General features: G+C 67.9%; 11 protein-coding genes and 1 rRNA gene. 11 read left to right on the top strand and 1 reads right to left on the bottom strand.

Annotated elements, in window-relative coordinates; translation table 11 throughout:
- Window positions 1-48: 48 nt before the first annotated feature.
- On the bottom strand, window positions 49-1,314 hold the full coding sequence (locus G7Y50_RS10640) for a glutamate-cysteine ligase family protein (RefSeq protein ID WP_165056086.1): 1,266 nt from the start codon (window positions 1,312-1,314) through the stop codon (window positions 49-51).
- Between the two features lie 364 nt (window positions 1,315-1,678).
- On the opposite strand from G7Y50_RS10640, the gene argC reads away from it, so the two are divergent.
- The 11 genes from argC to G7Y50_RS10580 form a co-directional block, all read left to right on the top strand.
- Entirely contained in the window at window positions 1,679-2,749 is a 1,071-nt protein-coding gene (gene argC / locus G7Y50_RS10635) for an N-acetyl-gamma-glutamyl-phosphate reductase (protein WP_165056084.1), read from the top strand.
- 10 nt (window positions 2,750-2,759) lie between these two features.
- The gene (gene argJ / locus G7Y50_RS10630) at window positions 2,760-4,052 is read left to right on the top strand and encodes a bifunctional glutamate N-acetyltransferase/amino-acid acetyltransferase ArgJ (protein WP_165056082.1); all 1,293 of its coding nucleotides are present in this window, start codon (window positions 2,760-2,762) and stop codon (window positions 4,050-4,052) included.
- Window positions 4,049-5,002, top strand: a complete 954-nt coding sequence (gene argB / locus G7Y50_RS10625) for an acetylglutamate kinase (RefSeq protein WP_165056080.1) — start codon at window positions 4,049-4,051, stop codon at window positions 5,000-5,002. The genes argJ and argB overlap by 4 nt, the downstream gene beginning before the upstream one ends.
- Window positions 5,003-5,095: 93 nt before the next feature.
- Window positions 5,096-6,331: an aspartate aminotransferase family protein gene (locus G7Y50_RS10620; RefSeq protein ID WP_165056078.1), complete on the top strand. Its 1,236-nt coding sequence runs from the start codon at window positions 5,096-5,098 to the stop codon at window positions 6,329-6,331.
- A gap of 646 nt (window positions 6,332-6,977) precedes the next feature.
- Window positions 6,978-8,330 (top strand): argininosuccinate synthase, encoded by a 1,353-nt coding sequence (locus tag G7Y50_RS10615; protein WP_165056073.1) that lies wholly within the window; start codon window positions 6,978-6,980, stop codon window positions 8,328-8,330.
- Between the two features lie 114 nt (window positions 8,331-8,444).
- A complete protein-coding gene (argH, locus tag G7Y50_RS10610; protein ID WP_165056063.1) occupies window positions 8,445-9,842 on the top strand; it encodes an argininosuccinate lyase in 1,398 nt (465 codons plus the stop codon).
- Window positions 9,843-10,115: 273 nt separating this feature from the next.
- Window positions 10,116-12,353: a transglycosylase domain-containing protein gene (locus tag G7Y50_RS10605; RefSeq protein ID WP_206214836.1), complete on the top strand. Its 2,238-nt coding sequence runs from the start codon at window positions 10,116-10,118 to the stop codon at window positions 12,351-12,353.
- Window positions 12,354-12,431: 78 nt separating this feature from the next.
- Window positions 12,432-12,932, top strand: coding sequence for a hypothetical protein (locus tag G7Y50_RS10595; protein WP_165056052.1), 501 nt, complete (start codon window positions 12,432-12,434; stop codon window positions 12,930-12,932).
- A complete protein-coding gene (locus G7Y50_RS10590; RefSeq protein ID WP_165056050.1) occupies window positions 12,933-15,446 on the top strand; it encodes a DUF3656 domain-containing protein in 2,514 nt (837 codons plus the stop codon).
- A 57-nt stretch (window positions 15,447-15,503) separates the two neighbouring features.
- On the top strand, window positions 15,504-16,715 hold the full coding sequence (gene tyrS, locus G7Y50_RS10585; protein ID WP_165056048.1) for a tyrosine--tRNA ligase: 1,212 nt from the start codon (window positions 15,504-15,506) through the stop codon (window positions 16,713-16,715).
- Window positions 16,716-17,175: 460 nt separating this feature from the next.
- A 16S ribosomal RNA gene (locus G7Y50_RS10580) occupies window positions 17,176-17,265 on the top strand; the annotation flags it as partial.

Here is a 17,265-nt window from a genome sequence, read left to right as displayed (position 1 = left end):
TGATGCGAGCACTATACCACGCCCGCAGGTCGTGTCCGCTCGCCCCGCCTACGCGCGCACATCTTCCCGACAGGCGAGGCGCGCGAGCGTCGTGCGCTCGGCAGCGAGCTGCGCCAGCGGCTCCAGGTGTGCGCGGTCCTTCTCGGCCAGCCCCGCCTGCGCGATGCGCACCACGTCGTCGACCACCTCGCCCGCGGGGCGCCCGTAGATCGCGCCCTCGTAGCCCGCCTCCATCAGCGACTCCTTCGCGCGCGCGATGTCCGTGGCGCTCACCTGCGCGAACAGCTCGTCGAGCGCGTCGAGGCTGCGCGCGGAGTAGAACAGCCCCTTGATGAGCGCCGCGTAGGCGATCACGTAGGGGACGGGCATGGCGTCGGCCGGCCTGATCTCGATGTAGGTCTTGAGGCGCACGTCGGTGAAGAACATGGACAGCGCGTGCTCGACGTCGGCCTGCCGCATGGGGACCTCGGCGTAGATCTCCCCGAATGTGCGCTCGTCGAAGCGCCACTGCTCGTCGGCGTCGGGGGAGAGGATGGCGGGCGCGTCGAGGATGTAGGCCGCGTAGTCCTCGAGCGCAAATCCGTCCTCCATCACGCGCGGCACCACGCCGCAGCGGTCGGGGTCGCAGAACTTCCAGATCTCGGTGCGCATCAGCTCGTGGGGGCGCGGCGCTCCCTCGAACACGGGCGAATTGTCGCACAGAAGCGACAGCACGGGCGTGAGCGCGAAGGCCAGGCGCAGCTTGCGCAGGCAGTCCTCCGCGGAGGTATAGTCGAGGGACACCTGCGTCGAAGCGCTGCCGCGCATCATGCGCACGCCGAACGGCGAGATGGCGCCCAGATAGCGGTTCATGAGCTCGTAGCGGCGCTTCGGGATGAGCTCGAGCGAGGCGGCGCGGGCGGTGGGGTGGTAGCCGAGCGTGAGCACGCGCACGTCGGTCGGCGCAAGCGCGCGCGCCATGCGCTCCTCGAACTCCTCGAAGCACGCGCGGGCGTCGTCGAGGTCCGCGAAGGGCCCGGCGGAGAGCTCGACCTGCGCCGCCGGCTCGATGGTCACGGCCTGCGGCCCCCGCGCCACGCCGAGAAGGTCGCCCTCGGCATCGCGCGTCTCGACGGTGTAGTGCGCGCTCAGCTGCTCGAGCAGCCATTCGGTGCCGTGCTCCTCGCTGTAGGACACGGCGCGTCCGTCGCGGTGCAGCAGCGTGTGCTCGAGCTCGATGCCGAGCTTCTCGGCGCGGTCCTTGATGCCGCTTTCGAAGAACGAAACGATGGCTTTGATGTTGTCCGTGCGCGCTGGCTGGTCGATCTCGGTCATTATCCGACTCCTGAACTTAAATTTAAGCGCCATGTAACAGAACTTGTGTAAAATACCCTCAAGTTAAGCGCTCATATTAGCACGGCCGACGGTCGTGGGCGCAGAGGGCATCGAAAACGAGGACAGATCGTGGAATTGGACGGCAGAACCCAGATCTTCGCCGGCGCAGGCGCGCTGGCTCCTCGACGACGTCCGTGGCGCAGCAGCCGCACCTGACCCCTCACCAAACGGGGCTTTCAAACGGCGCCTCGCGAGAGTGGGCGCTCTCATCTGGCTGACTGCGCGCCTTCATCACGTATCTTCGCGACGCTTCGCCGCCTCGGCGCGGGGTCGCCTCATCTTCATCTGAATCGAGGACACACCTATGACCTATAAAGCAGGAATTGTCGGCGCGGCGGGCTTCGCGGGCATCGAGCTCGCGCGCCTCGTGCTCGCGCACCCCTCCTTCGAGCTGGTGGCCGCCACGTCCGACGCGCTGGCGGGCACCCCGCTCGCGAAGGCGTACCCCGCCTTCGCAGGCGTGACCGACCTGGCCTTCTCCACGCATGCGGAGGCGAGCCTCAGCGCATGCGACGTCGTCTTCCTCGCCGTGCCCCACACGGCGGCGCTCGGCATGGCGCCCGGGCTCATCGCGCAGGGCGTGACGGTCGTCGACCTCTCGGCTGACTTCCGCCTGAAGGCCCCGCAGACCTACGAGCGCTGGTACAAGACTCCGCACACGGCCGTGGACCTCTTGCAGAAGGCCGCCTTCGGCCTGCCCGAGCTCACCGGCGACGAGCTGGCGCATGCGGCGGCCGAGCGCGCGCGCGGCGGCGCGGCGCTCGTGGGGTGCGCGGGCTGCTATCCCACGGCCACCTCGCTCGCGGCGGCGCCCGCCATCCGCGCGGGGCTCGTCGACGCGCAGGGCGTGGTCGTGGTCGACGCGGTGTCGGGCGTGACCGGCGCGGGCAAGAAGGCCACCGAGCGCACGCACTTCTGCTTCGCCAACGAGAACCTCGAGGCGTACGGCGTGGCGACGCACCGCCACACGCCCGAGATCGAGCAGATCCTCGGGCTGCGCGCAGGTGGGCTGGTGTTCACGCCGCACCTCGCGCCGCTCAACCGCGGGCTGCTCTCCACGGTGACCATGCCGCTCGCGCCGGACTCCCCGCTGCCGAGCACGTCCGAGCTCGTGCAGCTCTACCAGGACTTCTACGCGTCATCCCCGCTCGTCACGGTGATGCCGGAGGGGCAGCTGCCCAAGACGGCGTCGGTGGCGGGGACCAACCGCGCGCACGTGGGCGTGGCCGTGCACGAGGCGGCGCGCATGATCGTGGGCATCGGCGCCATCGACAACATCGGCAAGGGCGCGGCGGGCCAGGCGCTGCAGTGCGCGAACATCGTCTTCGGCTTGCCCGAGACGACGGGCCTCGACTACGTCTCCGTCCCCGTTTAGGAGGTGTCAGATGAGCATCACCAACGACGCTTATGCGCAGCGGTTCGGCTGCGCCTACGTAGAGGACGGCGGCGTCGCCACGGCACGGGGGTTCGCGGCCGCCGGCGTCCACGCGGGGTTCCGCGCCGACCCGGACCGGCTCGACCTCGCGCTCGTGGTAGCCGACGAGCCGAGCGCCGCAGCGGGCGTGTTCACCACCAACGTGTTCTGCGCAGCGCCCGTGCAGGTGTGCCGGGAGCGCCTGTCCGAGGGCGGCGCGGGGGCAGGCGCCTACGGCACCGCGCGCGCCGTGGTCATCAACTCCGGCTGCGCGAACGCGGCAACGGGCGAGATCGGGCGCGAGGCGGCGCGCGAGGCGGCGCGCATCGCGGCCGACGCCGTGGGCTGCACCGCAGACGAGGTGCTCGTGGCCTCCACGGGCGTCATCGGCGTGCACCTGCCGCTCAAGCCGTTCGCCGCGGGCGTGCCGGCGGCCTTCGCGAAGGCCTCGCGCGCGGGCGGCGCCAGCGCGGCGCGGGCCATCATGACCACCGACACGCACCCGAAGGAGTGCGCCGTCACCTTCTCGGGCGCGGGCGTCGGCTACGAGGGCGTCACGTTCACGGTGGGCGGCATGGCGAAGGGCTCGGGCATGATCATGCCGAACATGGCCACCATGATCGCCGTCATCACCACCGACGCGCCCGTCGCGGCGCCTGACCTGCACGCGGCGCTGAGCCGCGCGGTGAACGCGAGCTTCAACAAGATCACGGTGGACTCCGACACGTCCACCAATGACTCGTGCTTCATCCTCGCAAGCGGCGCGGCCGCTCCCGCTGCAGCGCCGCTTGCGCCGGGCAGCGCCGCCTTCGCGCGCTTCGAGGAGGCGCTCGCGCAGGTGTGCGTCACGCTCGCCCGCGCCATGGCCACCGACGGCGAGGGCGCGACGCGCCTGGTCACGGTGAACGTGCGCGGCGCGGCGAGCGAAAAGGACGCCGACGCGGCGGCGCGCACGGTGGCGAACTCGCCGCTCACCAAGACGGCCATCTACGGGCATGACGCCAACTGGGGCCGCATCGCCGCCGCGCTCGGCCGCAGCGGCGCGCGCTTCTCCCAGGAGAACGTCGACATCGACATCATGGGCATGCCGGTGTGCCGCGGCGGGCTGACCGTGGCCTTCGACGAGGACGAGGCGCTTGCGCGCTTCGAGGCGCCCGAGATCGTCGTCGATGCCGACCTGGGGGAGGGCACGTGCGCGACCACGGTGTGGACCTGCGACTTCAGCTATGAATACGTTTCGATCAACGGAGATTACCGCTCATGAACTACGACTCTCAGACGCGCCCCCACGGCGTGTCCAGCATAACCGGCGAGGTCCTCACCGAGGCCATGCCTTGGATCAAGAACGTCACGGGCAAGACCGTGGTCATCAAGTACGGCGGGTCGGCCATGGAGAACGAGGAGCTGCGCGCCGAGGTCATGGCCGACATCGTGCTGCTGAAGATCATCGGCGTGAACCCCGTCATCGTGCACGGCGGCGGCAAGGCCATCACACGCGCCATGAAGCGCTTCGACCTGCCCGTGGAGTTCGTCGACGGCCAGCGCGTGACGACCGAGGAGGCCATGAGCCTCGTGCGCATGGTGCTCACCGGCGAGGTGAACCAGGAGCTCGTGGAGGCCATGAACCAGCACGGCAACATGGCCGTGGGCATCAGCGGCGCCGACGCGGGCGTCATCGTGGCTGAGCAGGCCGACGCGCGCCTCGGCCGCGTGGGCCGCATCACGCGCATCAACAGCGCGCTCATCGAGGACCTGGTGGCCGCCGACTACATCCCGGTGATCGCGTCGGTCGCCATCGGGGAGGACTCGGGCTGCTACAACGTCAACGCCGACGTGGCGGCCGGGCACATCGCCGCCGCCATCGGCGCGCACAAGGTGGTGTTCCTCACTGACGTGGACGGCCTGTACGAGGACTACCCCCGTCGCGAGACGCTCATCTCGAACATGACGCTCGACGAGGCGCGCAGCATGATCGCCTCGGGCACGCTCTCCACGGGCATGATTCCCAAGCTGCGCTCCTGTGTGACGGCGCTTGCGGCAGGCGTCATGCGCGCGCACATCATCAACGGCATCACGCCGCATGCGCTCCTGCTCGAGCTGCTCACCGACAAGGGCATCGGCACCATGATCGCGCGCCCCGGCGTGCCCGACGCGTCGGTGGTGTCACCCGTGGGCAACTTCGCCGCGAAGCTGATCGAGAACAGGGGGCTGTAGCGTTCCGCCCGTCCGCGCAGCCTCACCGGCCTTGATAGACTATATGACTGGCTATACTTGTTTTATCTGCTTTACTTTTCGAAGGGAAGAGAAATGACCTACCAGCAAGAAGCCGAGCTTGAGAGCCGCTACGTGATGCCCACGTTCGGCCGCAAGCCGGTCGAGTTCGTGGAGGGCTCGGGCATGACGCTCGTGGACAGCGAGGGCAAGGAGTACCTCGACTTTCTGTCCGGCATCGGCGTGGTGAGCCTGGGGCACTGCCATCCCGCGCTCGTCGCCGCCGTGAGCGAGCAGGCGGCCAAGCTCATGCACGTGAGCAACTACTACTACATCGAGAAGCGCGGCGAGGTGGCGCGCCTGCTCTCCGACCTGCTGAACGCAGAGGTCGAGCCCGCCGAGCGCAGCGCGTGGAAGACGTTCTTCGCGAACTCGGGCGCCGAGGCCAACGAGTGCGCCATCAAACTCGCGCGCCTCTACGCGCGCAAGCGGGCCGTCGCGGCGGGCAGGCAGGCCGAAGGCGCGCCCCGCCTCATCGTGACCATCGAGCGGAGCTTCCACGGCCGCACGCTCGCCACGCTCGCCGCCACGGCGCAGCCTGCCAAGCAGGAGGCGTTCCAGCCGCTGCCGCAGGGGTTCGTCGCCACGCCCCTCAACGACGTGGCGGCGCTCGAGCAGCTGTTCGCCGAGCGCGGGGATGAGATTTGCGCCGTCATGCTCGAGTGCATCCAGGGCGAGTCGGGCGTGCACCCGTGCACCGCTGACTTCATGGCCGCCGCCCGCCGCCTGACCGCCGAGCGCGGCGCGCTGCTCATCTGCGACGAGGTGCAGTGCGGCATCTACCGCACCGGCAAGCCCTACGGGTTCCAGACCCTCGGCGTCACGCCCGACGTGGTCACCATGGCTAAGGGCATCGCCTCGGGCATCCCCATGGGCGCGTGCGCGGCGCGCGGCGACGTGGCCGACACGTTCGACCCGGGCGACCACGGCTCCACCTTCGGCGGCAGCAACATCGCCATCGCGGCGGCCCACGCCACGCTCACCGAGCTCTCCCGCGAGGGCTTCGGCGCGCACGTGGCCGAGGTGGGCGCCTACCTGCGCGAGCGTCTCGCCGCTCTGCCGCAGGTCACAGACGTGCGCGGAGACGGTCTCATGGTGGGCGCCGACCTGGCACAGGGCGGTCCCTCCGCGGGCGACGTGATGCTCTCCGGCCTTAAGGCGGGCCTCGTGCTGAACGCCCCCGGCCCGCGCACCCTGCGCTTCCTGCCGCCGCTCATCTGCGAGAAGGCCCACGTCGACGCGCTCGTCGAGCGCCTGGGAAAGCTGCTGTAACGCCAGCTTCGGCGCGCAGCGCACGCTGCGCGCCGGCCGTGCCCGTGCCCGCCTGCGCACCTGCCGCGCGTCGCATGCCGACCCCACCCGCCCGCGCCCGTCGCACGCTGCGCGCCTTCCCCTCGTCTGCGCCTTCGCCCGCTTCCGGGAAATTCCGCAAAAAAATTCTTGCATTCCGCTGCTCTTGCGCTACTATATCGAACGATCAATTTTGCTGATCGCGGGTACCCAACCCCGCGGGTTGTACGAGAGGGAATGCTTCACATGCACCAGAGCGTCACGCATATCGCCCACGCGTCCGGCTTCACCGGCGCCATGGCTGACGCTGCCTTCCTCGTGCGACGTACCACGGCCGACGTTCGCGTCGTCAGCCGTCTGCGACGACGTTAAACGAACGTCCATCTGAGAGGGTGCTTTTCCCCTCACCTCGTCTCGCCCCAAGCAGACAGGCCGCTGGCGCATGCCCTGCGCCCGCATCTCAGGAAAAGCCGTGGTGCACAGCAGCTCACTTCGCACATCGTTGTCCCCAAGCCCGCAAACTCGGCCGCGCTCAGTCGCGGGGGTTCGGCGGCAGCGAATCGAAAACAACCTGATGTTCGCCGCGAAAGGGCAGCAAACCGTTCGCATAGCAAGAAAGGCGCACATCATGACGACAAGCACCGCAACTTCCACCGCCACCCCGAAGGACAAGGTCATCCTCGCGTACTCGGGCGGCCTCGACACGTCGGTCTGCATCAAGTGGTTGCAGGAGAAGTACAACCTCGACGTGATCGCCCTCGTGGGCGACTTGGGCCAGGAGCACGACGGCCTCGAGAAGGTCAAGGCCAAGGCGCTCAAGACCGGCGCCCTCGACTGCCTCGTGGTCGACATGCGCGAATCGTTCGCCAACGAGTACCTGAACGTCGCCATGGCCGCCAACGCCCTGTACGAGAACAAGTACCCCCTGGTGAGCGCCCTCTCGCGGCCGCTCATCGCCAAGCATCTGGTTGATGCGGCCCATATGTTCGGCGCGAAGTACATCGCGCACGGCTGCACGGGCAAGGGCAACGACCAGGTGCGCTTCGAGGCGTCCATCCTGATGCTCGACCCCGAGCTCGAGATCATCGCGCCGGTGCGCGAGTGGGACCTGGGCAGCCGCCCCGAGGAGATGGCCTGGGCCGCCGCGCACGGCATCGACGTCCCCACCACCACGGCCTCGCCGTACTCCATCGACGACAACCTCTGGGGGCGCGCCATCGAGTGCGGCGTGCTCGAGGACCCGTGGTGCGAGCCCCCGGCCGACATCTACACCATGACGACCGACCCTGCCTGCGCCCCTGACGTCCCCGCCTACGTCGACGTCACCTTCGAGGGCGGCCTGCCCGTGGCGCTTGACGGGAAGAAGATGAGCTACCTCGAGATCATCTACGCCATGAACAAGATCGCCGGCGAGAACGGCTTCGGCCGCCTCGACATGATCGAGAACCGGCTCGTGGGCGTGAAGAGCCGCGAGTGCTACGAGGTGCCGGGCGCCCTGGCGCTCATCGAGGCGCACAAGGCGCTCGAGGACCTCGTGCTCGAGCGCAGCGTGCTGCACTACAAGCTCGGCATCGAGCAGTCGTGGGCCGAGTGCGTGTACAACGGCCTGTGGTTCTCGCCCCTCAAGGAGGCCCTCGACGCGTTCCTCGCCACCACCCAGCAGTGCGTCACCGGCACCGTCAAGCTGAAGTTCTTCAAGGGCAGCTGCATGGTGGTCGGGCGCAAGAGCGACTACTCGCTCTACGCCTACGAGCTGGCCACCTACGACGCGGGTGACGAGTTCGACCACGCCGCGGCCAAGGGCTTCATCGACCTGCACGCGCTCACCTGCAAGGTGTGGGCGAAGAACCGCCACGCCATGGGCGCGTCCCTCAAGCAGTTCGCGCCGGTGGCCTCCACGGCCGACGAGTTCTCCGCCGCGGGCTCCCAGATGGTGGAGCAGGCCGAGGCGTACATGAAGGGGGCGCACGTCACGGCGTAAGCCGCGCGCCGCGCCGCACTGTGCGGTGGCTCGTCTGCCGCGCATCTGCCGAGCGCCGCACGCTCGGGCATCATATATATAAGCAAGCACGAGGAGAGGGAAGAGACACGCATCATGGCACTGTGGTCAGGACGGTTTGAGGAAGGCGTGAGCGAGTTCACGCAGCGCTTCGGGGCGTCGCTCCCGGTTGACCGGCAGCTCTACGCGCAGGACATCGCGGGCTCGAAGGCGCACGCCGCCATGTTGGCCCGCCAGGGCGTCATCAGCCACGAGGACGCCCTGGACATCGAGGCGGGCCTCACCGAGATCGAGCGGTCCATCGAGGAGGGCGAGTTCACCTTCGACGTGAACGACGAGGACATCCACATGGCCATCGAGGGCGTGCTCACCGCCAACATCGGTGACGCGGGCGCGCGCCTGCACACGGGGCGCAGCCGCAACGACCAGGTGGCCACGGACACGCGCCTGTTCGCGAAGAAGCGCTGCTGCGACCTCATGCGGGCCAACACCACGTTGCGCCACGCGCTCATCAAGCAGGCCCAGGAGCACTTCGACGTGATCCTGCCCGGCTACACGCACATGCAGCACGCCCAGCCGGTGCTCTTCCCCCACCACCTGCTCGCGTACACGTGGATGCTCGCGCGCGACTTCGAGCGCCTGCAGGCGGCGTACGCGGCGGCCGACGCCAACCCGCTCGGCTCGGCGGCGCTCGCGGGCACCACCTACCCGCTCGACCGCTTCCAGACCACGCGCGCGCTCGGGTTCGACCACCCCATCCCCAACTCGCTCGACGCCGTGTCCGACCGCGACTTTTTGCTCGACCTCATCTACGCCTGCAGCGTGTCGTCGATGCACCTGTCGCGCCTGTGCGAGGAGATCATCCTGTGGTCCACTGCCGAGTTCGGCTTCGTCACGCTGTCAGACGCCTACTCCACGGGCTCCTCGATCATGCCGCAGAAGAAGAACCCCGACTTTGCCGAGCTCATCCGCGGCAAGTCGGGCCGCGTCATCGGGGATCTGGTGGCGCTGCTCGTCACGTGCAAGTCGCTTCCGCTCGCCTACAACAAGGACCTGCAGGAGGACAAGGAGGGCGCCATCGACGCAGCGCAGACGCTCGAGGACTGCTATGTGTGCGCGGCCGGCATGATCTCGACCATGACCGTTCACCCCGACGCCATGATGGCGCAGGCGCGCCGCGGCTACCTTGCGGCGACGGACGTGGCCGACTACCTCGCCAAGCGCGGCATGCCGTTCCGCCAGGCGCACGAGGTGGTGGGACATCTGGTACTTTTGTGCGAGAAGCGCGGGTGCGACCTGGAGGACCTCGCGCTCGAGGACTTCAAGGCGGAGAGCGACCTGTTCGAAGCTGACATCACGAGCGCCCTCAACCTCGAGGCCATCGTGGCGGCGCGGACCACCTACGGCGGCACCGGGCATGAGGCCGTGAGGCAGCAGATGCAGGAGGCCGTAGACAAGCTCGGCCAAGACGAGGGCCGCATCCCGCGGCCGTAGCGAAGTGCGCGCCGGGCTTGCGGTGTGCGGCGAAGGCGCGCGGCGGCGTGCCCGGGGCGCATGGCGGCAGCCCCAGGTGGCCCTGATGCGCAGCAGCCCCAAGGCGCGCGGCGGGTCCAGGGCGGCAGCCCCCCGATCCGCGCGGATCGGGGGGCTGCGTCCACTTCGTGAAGAATTCTGCCTTTTGATGTGACCTTTTGTTTTCAAAGTTGACTCTTGAGCGTGGCATATGCGCTCGATGATACAATGAGGCGAGTTTGAACGGAGGTTTCAGTGGGCTCACGCGCGATCAAACGCCGCTATGGCATCAAGAAGAGAAACGGGAAGACCATCCTGCTCGCCGTCGTGTCGGTGATTGCTGCGGCCATCATCGCAGGCGTCGTCGGCGTCGCCGCGCTGTGCCAGACGTGGCTGCAGGACCTTCCCGACTACACCAACGTCGAGGCGCTCAACACCGCCGAGCCCTCGCGCGTCTACGCGACGAACTCCGAGACGGGCGAGCAGGTCCTGCTCGCCGAGTTCCAGGCGGTGAACCGCGAGCCGGTCGAGCTCAGCCAGATCAGCGAGCTCGTGACCAAGGGCACGGTCGCCACCGAGGACGAGCGCTTCTACGCGCACAACGGCGTGGACATCGTCGGCGTCGGTCGCGCGCTGCTGAACAACTTCATGGGTGGCGATCTCGAAGGCGCGTCCACCATCACGCAGCAGTTCGTGCGCAACACCATCCTCTCCGACGAGATGACCGACATCTCGTTCAAGCGCAAGATCCGCGAGATGTACCTCGCCTACAAGCTCGAGGAGATCTACACCAAAGACGAGATCCTCCTCATGTACTTGAACACTATCAACTACGGCGCCGGCGCCTACGGTATCGAGGCGGCGTCCGAGCGCTACTTCTCCAAGCACGCCACCGACCTCACGCTCAACGAGGCCGCCACGCTCATCGGCATCCCGCAGTCGCCCACCTACAACGACCCGCGCCTCAACGAGGACCAGAGCACGAAGCGCCGCAACGTGGTGCTCGACCGCATGGTGTCGAACGGCGTGGTCACCCAGGAGGAGGCTGACGCGGTCAAGGCCGAGCCCATCATGCTCAACGAGAAGGAGCCTTCCGAGACGGGCATCTACGCGCAGCCATACTTCACCTCCTACGTGCGCGAGCAGCTGCTCGACCCTGACGGGCGCTACAAGTTCTCAGTTGACGAGGTGTTCAAGGGCGGGCTCTCCGTGTACACCACGCTCGACCTCCACGCGCAGGAGGCTGCCGAGGCCGCCGCGGAGCGCAAGCTCGACGCGGTGGGGCACAAGTTCGAGGTGTCGCTCGTGGCTCTCGACCCTGACAACGGGCACATCAAGGCCATGATCGGCGGCAAGGACTACAACGCGACGCAGGTGAACATGGCGACGGGCGACGGCACCAACGGGCGCCAGTGCGGCTCGTCGTTCAAATTCTTCACGCTCGTCGCCGCGCTCGAGGCGGGCATCGACCCGAAGACCATGATCGATGCGAGCACGTGGGTTGACGTGCCAGGATCTGAGCGCGTGGCCAATGATAGCTTTACGAACTGGGGCACGATCCCCATCTCCAAGGCGTTCGCCGTGTCCTCGAACACCGCGTTCATCCGCCTCATCATGTCGGTGGGCGTCGACGAGGTGATCGACGTGGCGGAGAAGCTCGGCATGACCGCCGACCTCCCTGAGGTGGCGGGCCTCACGCTCGGCATCGCGTCGGTGACGCCGCTCGAGATGGCGCAGGCGTACGCGGTGGTCGCCAACGGCGGCACGCTCTACAAGGCCGAGTGCATCGAGCGCATCGAGGATGCGAGCGGCAACATAATCGTTGACAACTCCAACCCCTCAGGCGAGCGCGTCCTCTCTCCCGAGGTCTCCCATGCAGCCGTCGAGGTCATGAAGGGCGTCGTCACGAGCGGCACGGGCACGGCTGCGCGCCTGGCGAACGGGCAGGAGGCTGCCGGCAAGACGGGCACCACCGACGAGGAGAAGGACAGCTACTTCTGCGGCATCACGCCCCAGTACTCAGTGGCCCTCTGGCTCGGCGAGCGCGCCGAGCGGTACGAGGACGCGAGCCCCGTCTACAATCCGGTCGCGAGCGTGTTCTCCGACTTCTTGAACCAGGTGCTGAAGGGCGAGCCGCTCGAGAAGTTCCCCAAGGCGGCTGACCCGCCCTACAAGAAGAACTTCGTCGATGAGAAGAACCACATCGGCGGCAGCTATTCGAACGAAACAGGGACTATCTCAAGCTCGAGCTCGAGCGCCGCGAGCTCCGCGGACTCGAGCGCCTCAAGCTCGGCAAGCTCGTCAGATGACGCCACGCCTCCCGCAAGCGGTGATGCAGGCGGAGCTGAGGGCGGCGGCACGGGAGGCGCCGCGGGTGGCGGCGATGCCGGCGGCGGAGCTGGAGGCGGTGGCGCTCCCGCCCCCGATCCTGCTCCTGCACCCGCCTCGGACCAGGGAAGATCAGCCGAGCCGAGTCCGGATCCAAGCAGCTAGCCCCACCGCGCTGAGCTCGCGCAATAAGCAAACATGAGCAATGCAGCCCGCATGCTGCGGCAAACCGATAGGAGAACCATGAAGCACAGCAAGATAGCGCGCCTTTTGGCGCTCACCTGCGTCGGCATCCTCGTGGCGGCGGCGCTCGCGGGCTGCGCGCAGCAGAACAACGCGGCCAACGAGCAGCAGACGAAGAGCCGCCAGTACATGTCCTCGGTGAACCAGACCATGGAGGACCTCTCGAGCAGGTTGGAGAGCTTCGAGGACGCGGTCTCGCGCGGTGATGCCGTCACCATGCGCACCCAGGCCGACAACGCCTTCAAGGCGCTCGACGCACTGGCCGCCATCGAGGTCCCCGAGGGGCTCGGCGACGTGCAGACGGGCTACGTCGACGGGTGCAACAAGCTCAAGGAGGCGCTCAACGCCTACATCGAGCTCTACACCGAGATCGACAGCGCAACCGAGGAACATCCCTTCGACTACGCCACCTACGATGACCGCATCAAGTCCATCCAGGAGCTCTATGACGAAGGCGTGTCCCTGCTTGAGGAAACCGACAAGAAGGCTACTGAGCTGTAAATGAACAACGTTGAGCTTTTGGCCCCCGCCGGCAACGTCACCGCGCTCCACGCGGCGGTGAGCGCAGGGGCAGACGCCGTGTACCTCGGCCTCGAGGCGTTCAACGCGCGCCGCGGGGCCGACAACTTCACCATCGAGACGCTCGAGCAGGCGTGCGCGTACGCGCATCTGCGGGGCGTCAACGTGTATGTGGCCATGAACACCGTGGTGCTCCCGCAGGAGATGCCCGAAGCCCTCGAATGCGCGCGCCAGGCGTACCGCGTCGGGGCCGACGCCTTCATCGTGCAGGACATCGGGTTGGCCGCCGAGCTCACGCGCACGCTGCCCGAGGCGCGCCTGCACGTGTCAACCCAGATGAACACGCACAGCGCCGCGGGCATCAGGGCCGCGGCGCGCCTGGGCGCCGCGCGCGTCACGCTGGCCCGCGAGCTCTCGCTCGGGGAGGTGGAGGAGCTCGCCGCCTGCGCCGCCGCCTACGACATGGAGGTCGAGACGTTCGCGCACGGCGCGCTGTGCGTGTGCTACTCGGGCCAGTGCTTCATGTCGTCCATGATCGGCGGGCGCTCCGCGAACCGCGGCATGTGCGCGCAGGCGTGCCGCCTGCCCTACGAGCTCAAGAACGTGGCGCTCCGCAAAGATCTCCCGTCGCCAGGCGAGCACCTGCTCTCGCCGCAGGATCTCTGCACCGTCGACCTTCTGCCCGACCTCGTGCGCGCGAGCGTGTCCTCGCTCAAGATCGAGGGGCGCATGAAGTCGCCGGAGTACGTGGCGTCCGTGACGGCGGTCTACCGCGGCGTGCTCGACCGCGTCCTCGCCGCCGAGGCGGCGGGGGAGGGCGCCGCAGCCCGCGTCGCCGCCACGAAGGGCGAGCGTGACGAGCTCGCGGCCTCGTTCTCGCGCGGCTTCACGACGGCGTACCTCGAGGGCGAGCGCGGCAACGACATCATGAGCTACCAGCGCCCCAACAACCGCGGCCAGTTCATCGGGCGCGTGAGCGAGGTGAAGGGCGGGTGCGCGCGCGTCGCCTCGAGCTGTCGGCTCGTCGCCGGCGACGTCATCGAGTTCTGGACGAAGAAGGGCCACGTCGCGCTGACGCTCGCCGACACCCCGCCCGTCAAGGACGGCCTCGTGTCGCTCGCGCTTGACGGCAAGACGCGCTCGGTGCGCTCGAGCGACCGCGCGTTTCGCGTGCGCAGCGCCGAAGCGGCCTTCGCCGACGACGCGCTCGAGCCGCGCGTTCCCGTCAGCGGGCGCGTGACGCTGCGCCGGGGCGCGCCGCTCTCCATGGAGTTCACGCTCGCGTCGGGCGAGGGAGAGCTCGCGCGCACCGTGTCCGCCCGCCTCGGCGCGCGCTTCTCCGCCGCGCCCCCTTCCGGCTACGCCGAGGGGCCCCTCGTGGAGGCCGCGCGCACCAAGGCCGTGACTGCCCAGGACGTACGCGCGCACGTCGACCGCCTCGGGTCGACGCCCTTCGTGCTCGAGGACCTCTCCGTCGAGCTTGACGAGGGGGTGGGCATCGGCTTCTCCGCCATCCACCACTGCCGCGCCGCCGCGCTCGAGAGCCTGCAGGACGCGCTGCTCGAGGGCCGCCGTCGCCGCAGCCTTCCGCGTGTGAAGGACCGCGACGTCGCGCGCGTCGATCCCGTCAAGGCGTGCCTCATCGCGGCGTGGGCCACCAACCCGGTGTGCGCGCGGGCGGCGAAGCGCGCCGGCGCCGACGTCGTCTACGTCCCGGCGCTCAACTACCGCCGCGGTGAGGCCGTCATAGCGGGCCAGCTCACGGGCACGGCCGAGCAGGCGGGGTACCCCAAGCAGTGCGTGATCGCCCTGCCCGTGGTCGACCACGACCCGTGCGGCGACGCTCGCGAGGCCCAGGTCGACTTCGATCCCTGGCGCTACGTCAAGCCGGGCAAGCCGGCGCTCGTCGAGAGCCTCGGCGCCCTCCAGCGCGCCGACGAGACAGGCGCGCTCGCCGAGGCGGGCCCGCACCTTCCCGCCGCGAACGAGCTGGCGCTTCACGTGCTGCACGACTTCGGCGCACGCCGCGCGTGGCTGTCGCCCGAGCTCACGCTGCGCCAGATCGAGGACCTGGCGGCAGGCTCGCCCATCGAGCTCGGCGTCACCGTGTCGGGCTCCCAGGAGCTCATGGTCACCGAGCACTGCCTGCTCATGAGCCAGGGCCCCTGCGACCAGCAGTGCGACGCGTGCCCGCGGCGCCGAAGCCCGCATTTCCTGAAGGATCGCAAGGGCTTCGAGTTTCCCGTGGTCACCGACGCCCTCGGGCGCAGCCACCTGTACAACAGCGTGGCGCTCGACGTGGTGCCCGCCATCCCCGACCTTCTGGCGGCCGGCGTCTCGGCGTTTCTGGTCGACACCACGCTCATGAACGGCGAGCAGGCGGCCCAGGCAGTCGGCCGCGCGGTCCGTGCGCTCAAGGTGGCGCAGGCTGATGGCAACACCCTGGCCAAGCTCCCCGACACCACGAGCGGGCACTTGTACCGAGGGGTGAGCTAGCCTCCCGGCTTTTGCGGTATCATGTTGCCGCATCATCGCGAAGAAGGAAGAACAACCATGCTCTCACCAGAAGAACAACTTCACATCATAAAGTCGGGCGCGGCGCAGATCGTCCCCGAGGCGGCCCTGCTCGAGAAGCTCAAGCGCGGACGCCCGCTGAACATCAAGCTCGGCGTCGACCCCACCGCCCCCGACATCCACCTCGGCCATGCGGTGCCGCTGCGCAAGCTGCGCCAGTTCCAGGACCTGGGGCATCACGTCACGCTCATCATCGGCGACGGCACGGCGCTCATCGGCGACCCCTCGGGCCGCAACTCGACGCGCCCCCAGCTCACACGCGAGCAGATCGAGGCCAACGCGCAGACCTACGTCGACCAGGCGTTCAAGGTGCTCGACCCCGAGAAGACCACGCTGCGCTACAACTCCGAGTGGATCCTCTCGCTTGACATGGAGGGCCTGCTCAAGCTCACGGCGCACTTCACCGTGGCGCGCATCCTCGAGCGCGACGACTTCCACAACCGCTACACCTCGAGCCAGCCCATCAGCCTGCACGAGTTCCTCTACCCCGTGATGCAGGCGTACGACTCGGTGGTCATCAAGGCCGACGTCGAGCTCGGCGGCACCGACCAGCTGTTCAACCTGCTCGCCGGGCGCGAGCTCATGGAGAAGATGGGCCTCGAGCCGCAGGTGTGCCTGACGCTGCCCCTGCTCGAGGGCACTGACGGCGTGAAGAAGATGTCGAAGAGCTACGGCAACTACGTCGGGCTCACCGACGAGCCGTCCGACATGTTCGGCAAGGTCATGTCCATCCCCGACGAGCTCATGGTGAAGTACTATCGTCTGGCGTCAACCGCCCCCGTCGAGGAGATCGACGCCATCGAGGCGGGCCTCGCGGCCGACGAGCTGCACCCGAACAAGGTGAAGCGCGCGCTCGCGCGCAACATCGTGGCGGCGTACCACGACGAGGAGGCGGCCGTTGCGGCTGAGGAGCAGTTCGACCTGGTGTTCAAGAAGCACGACATTCCCGACGACGTTCCCGAGTACGCGGCCGACCTCACGCCGAACGCCGAGGGGCTCGTGTATCTGGCCAAGCTCCTCAACGACGCCGGCCTCGCGCAGAGCACGGGCGAGGCGCGCCGCCTGATCGACGGCGGAGGCGTCAAGGTGAACGGGGAGGCGCTGGCGGCGAAAGCGTACAACGTCGAGCCGTCGCTGCTCGCAGGCGCCGTCATCCAGGTGGGGAAGCGCAAGTTCGTCAAGCTGGTGTAAGGCCGAACTCTTCATATTACGACGCATAAGGCGGCGCTCCTCCGGGCGCCGCCGCCTTCTTTTGTGAAGGAAATCTGTATGAATAACTTTACACTTGCGTTACCGTACGTTGAGCGATATTATACAAACCCGCGCTTGAGGAGGGCGCGATTGTTTTCAGAGGGCACAAGACAGCTTCCTGAGATTGCGAAAGAAAAACTTTTCGAAATCGAAAAAAAGTTGTTGACAGTCCGAAGAAACCAGAGTAAAGTATCTCCTTGCGCGTCTCGCGAGAGGCGCGGGCGGGGAGGCCGCGGGGCGGCCTGCCGCGGGACCTTGAGAACCGGATACTGAGGACATGGAACTCGAATCAGAGTGTGATATGTCAGACGGACATTCTCATACCTCGTCAATCCTCGTGATTGGCAAAGAGCAAATGCTTTTAGCGATCAAACGCGGGGCGCTCGACGCGCCCCGCCTCCGAACGGAGAGTTTGATCCTGGCTCAGGATGAACGCTGGCGGCGTGCCTAACACATGCAAGTCGAACGGTTAAGCCAACTTCGGTTGGGT

The sequence above is a fragment of the Adlercreutzia sp. ZJ176 genome (genome assembly GCF_011038975.1).
In the GTDB taxonomy this organism is placed as follows: Bacteria; Actinomycetota; Coriobacteriia; order Coriobacteriales; family Eggerthellaceae; genus CAAEEV01.
This window is presented reverse-complemented; position numbering and strand designations above follow the sequence as displayed.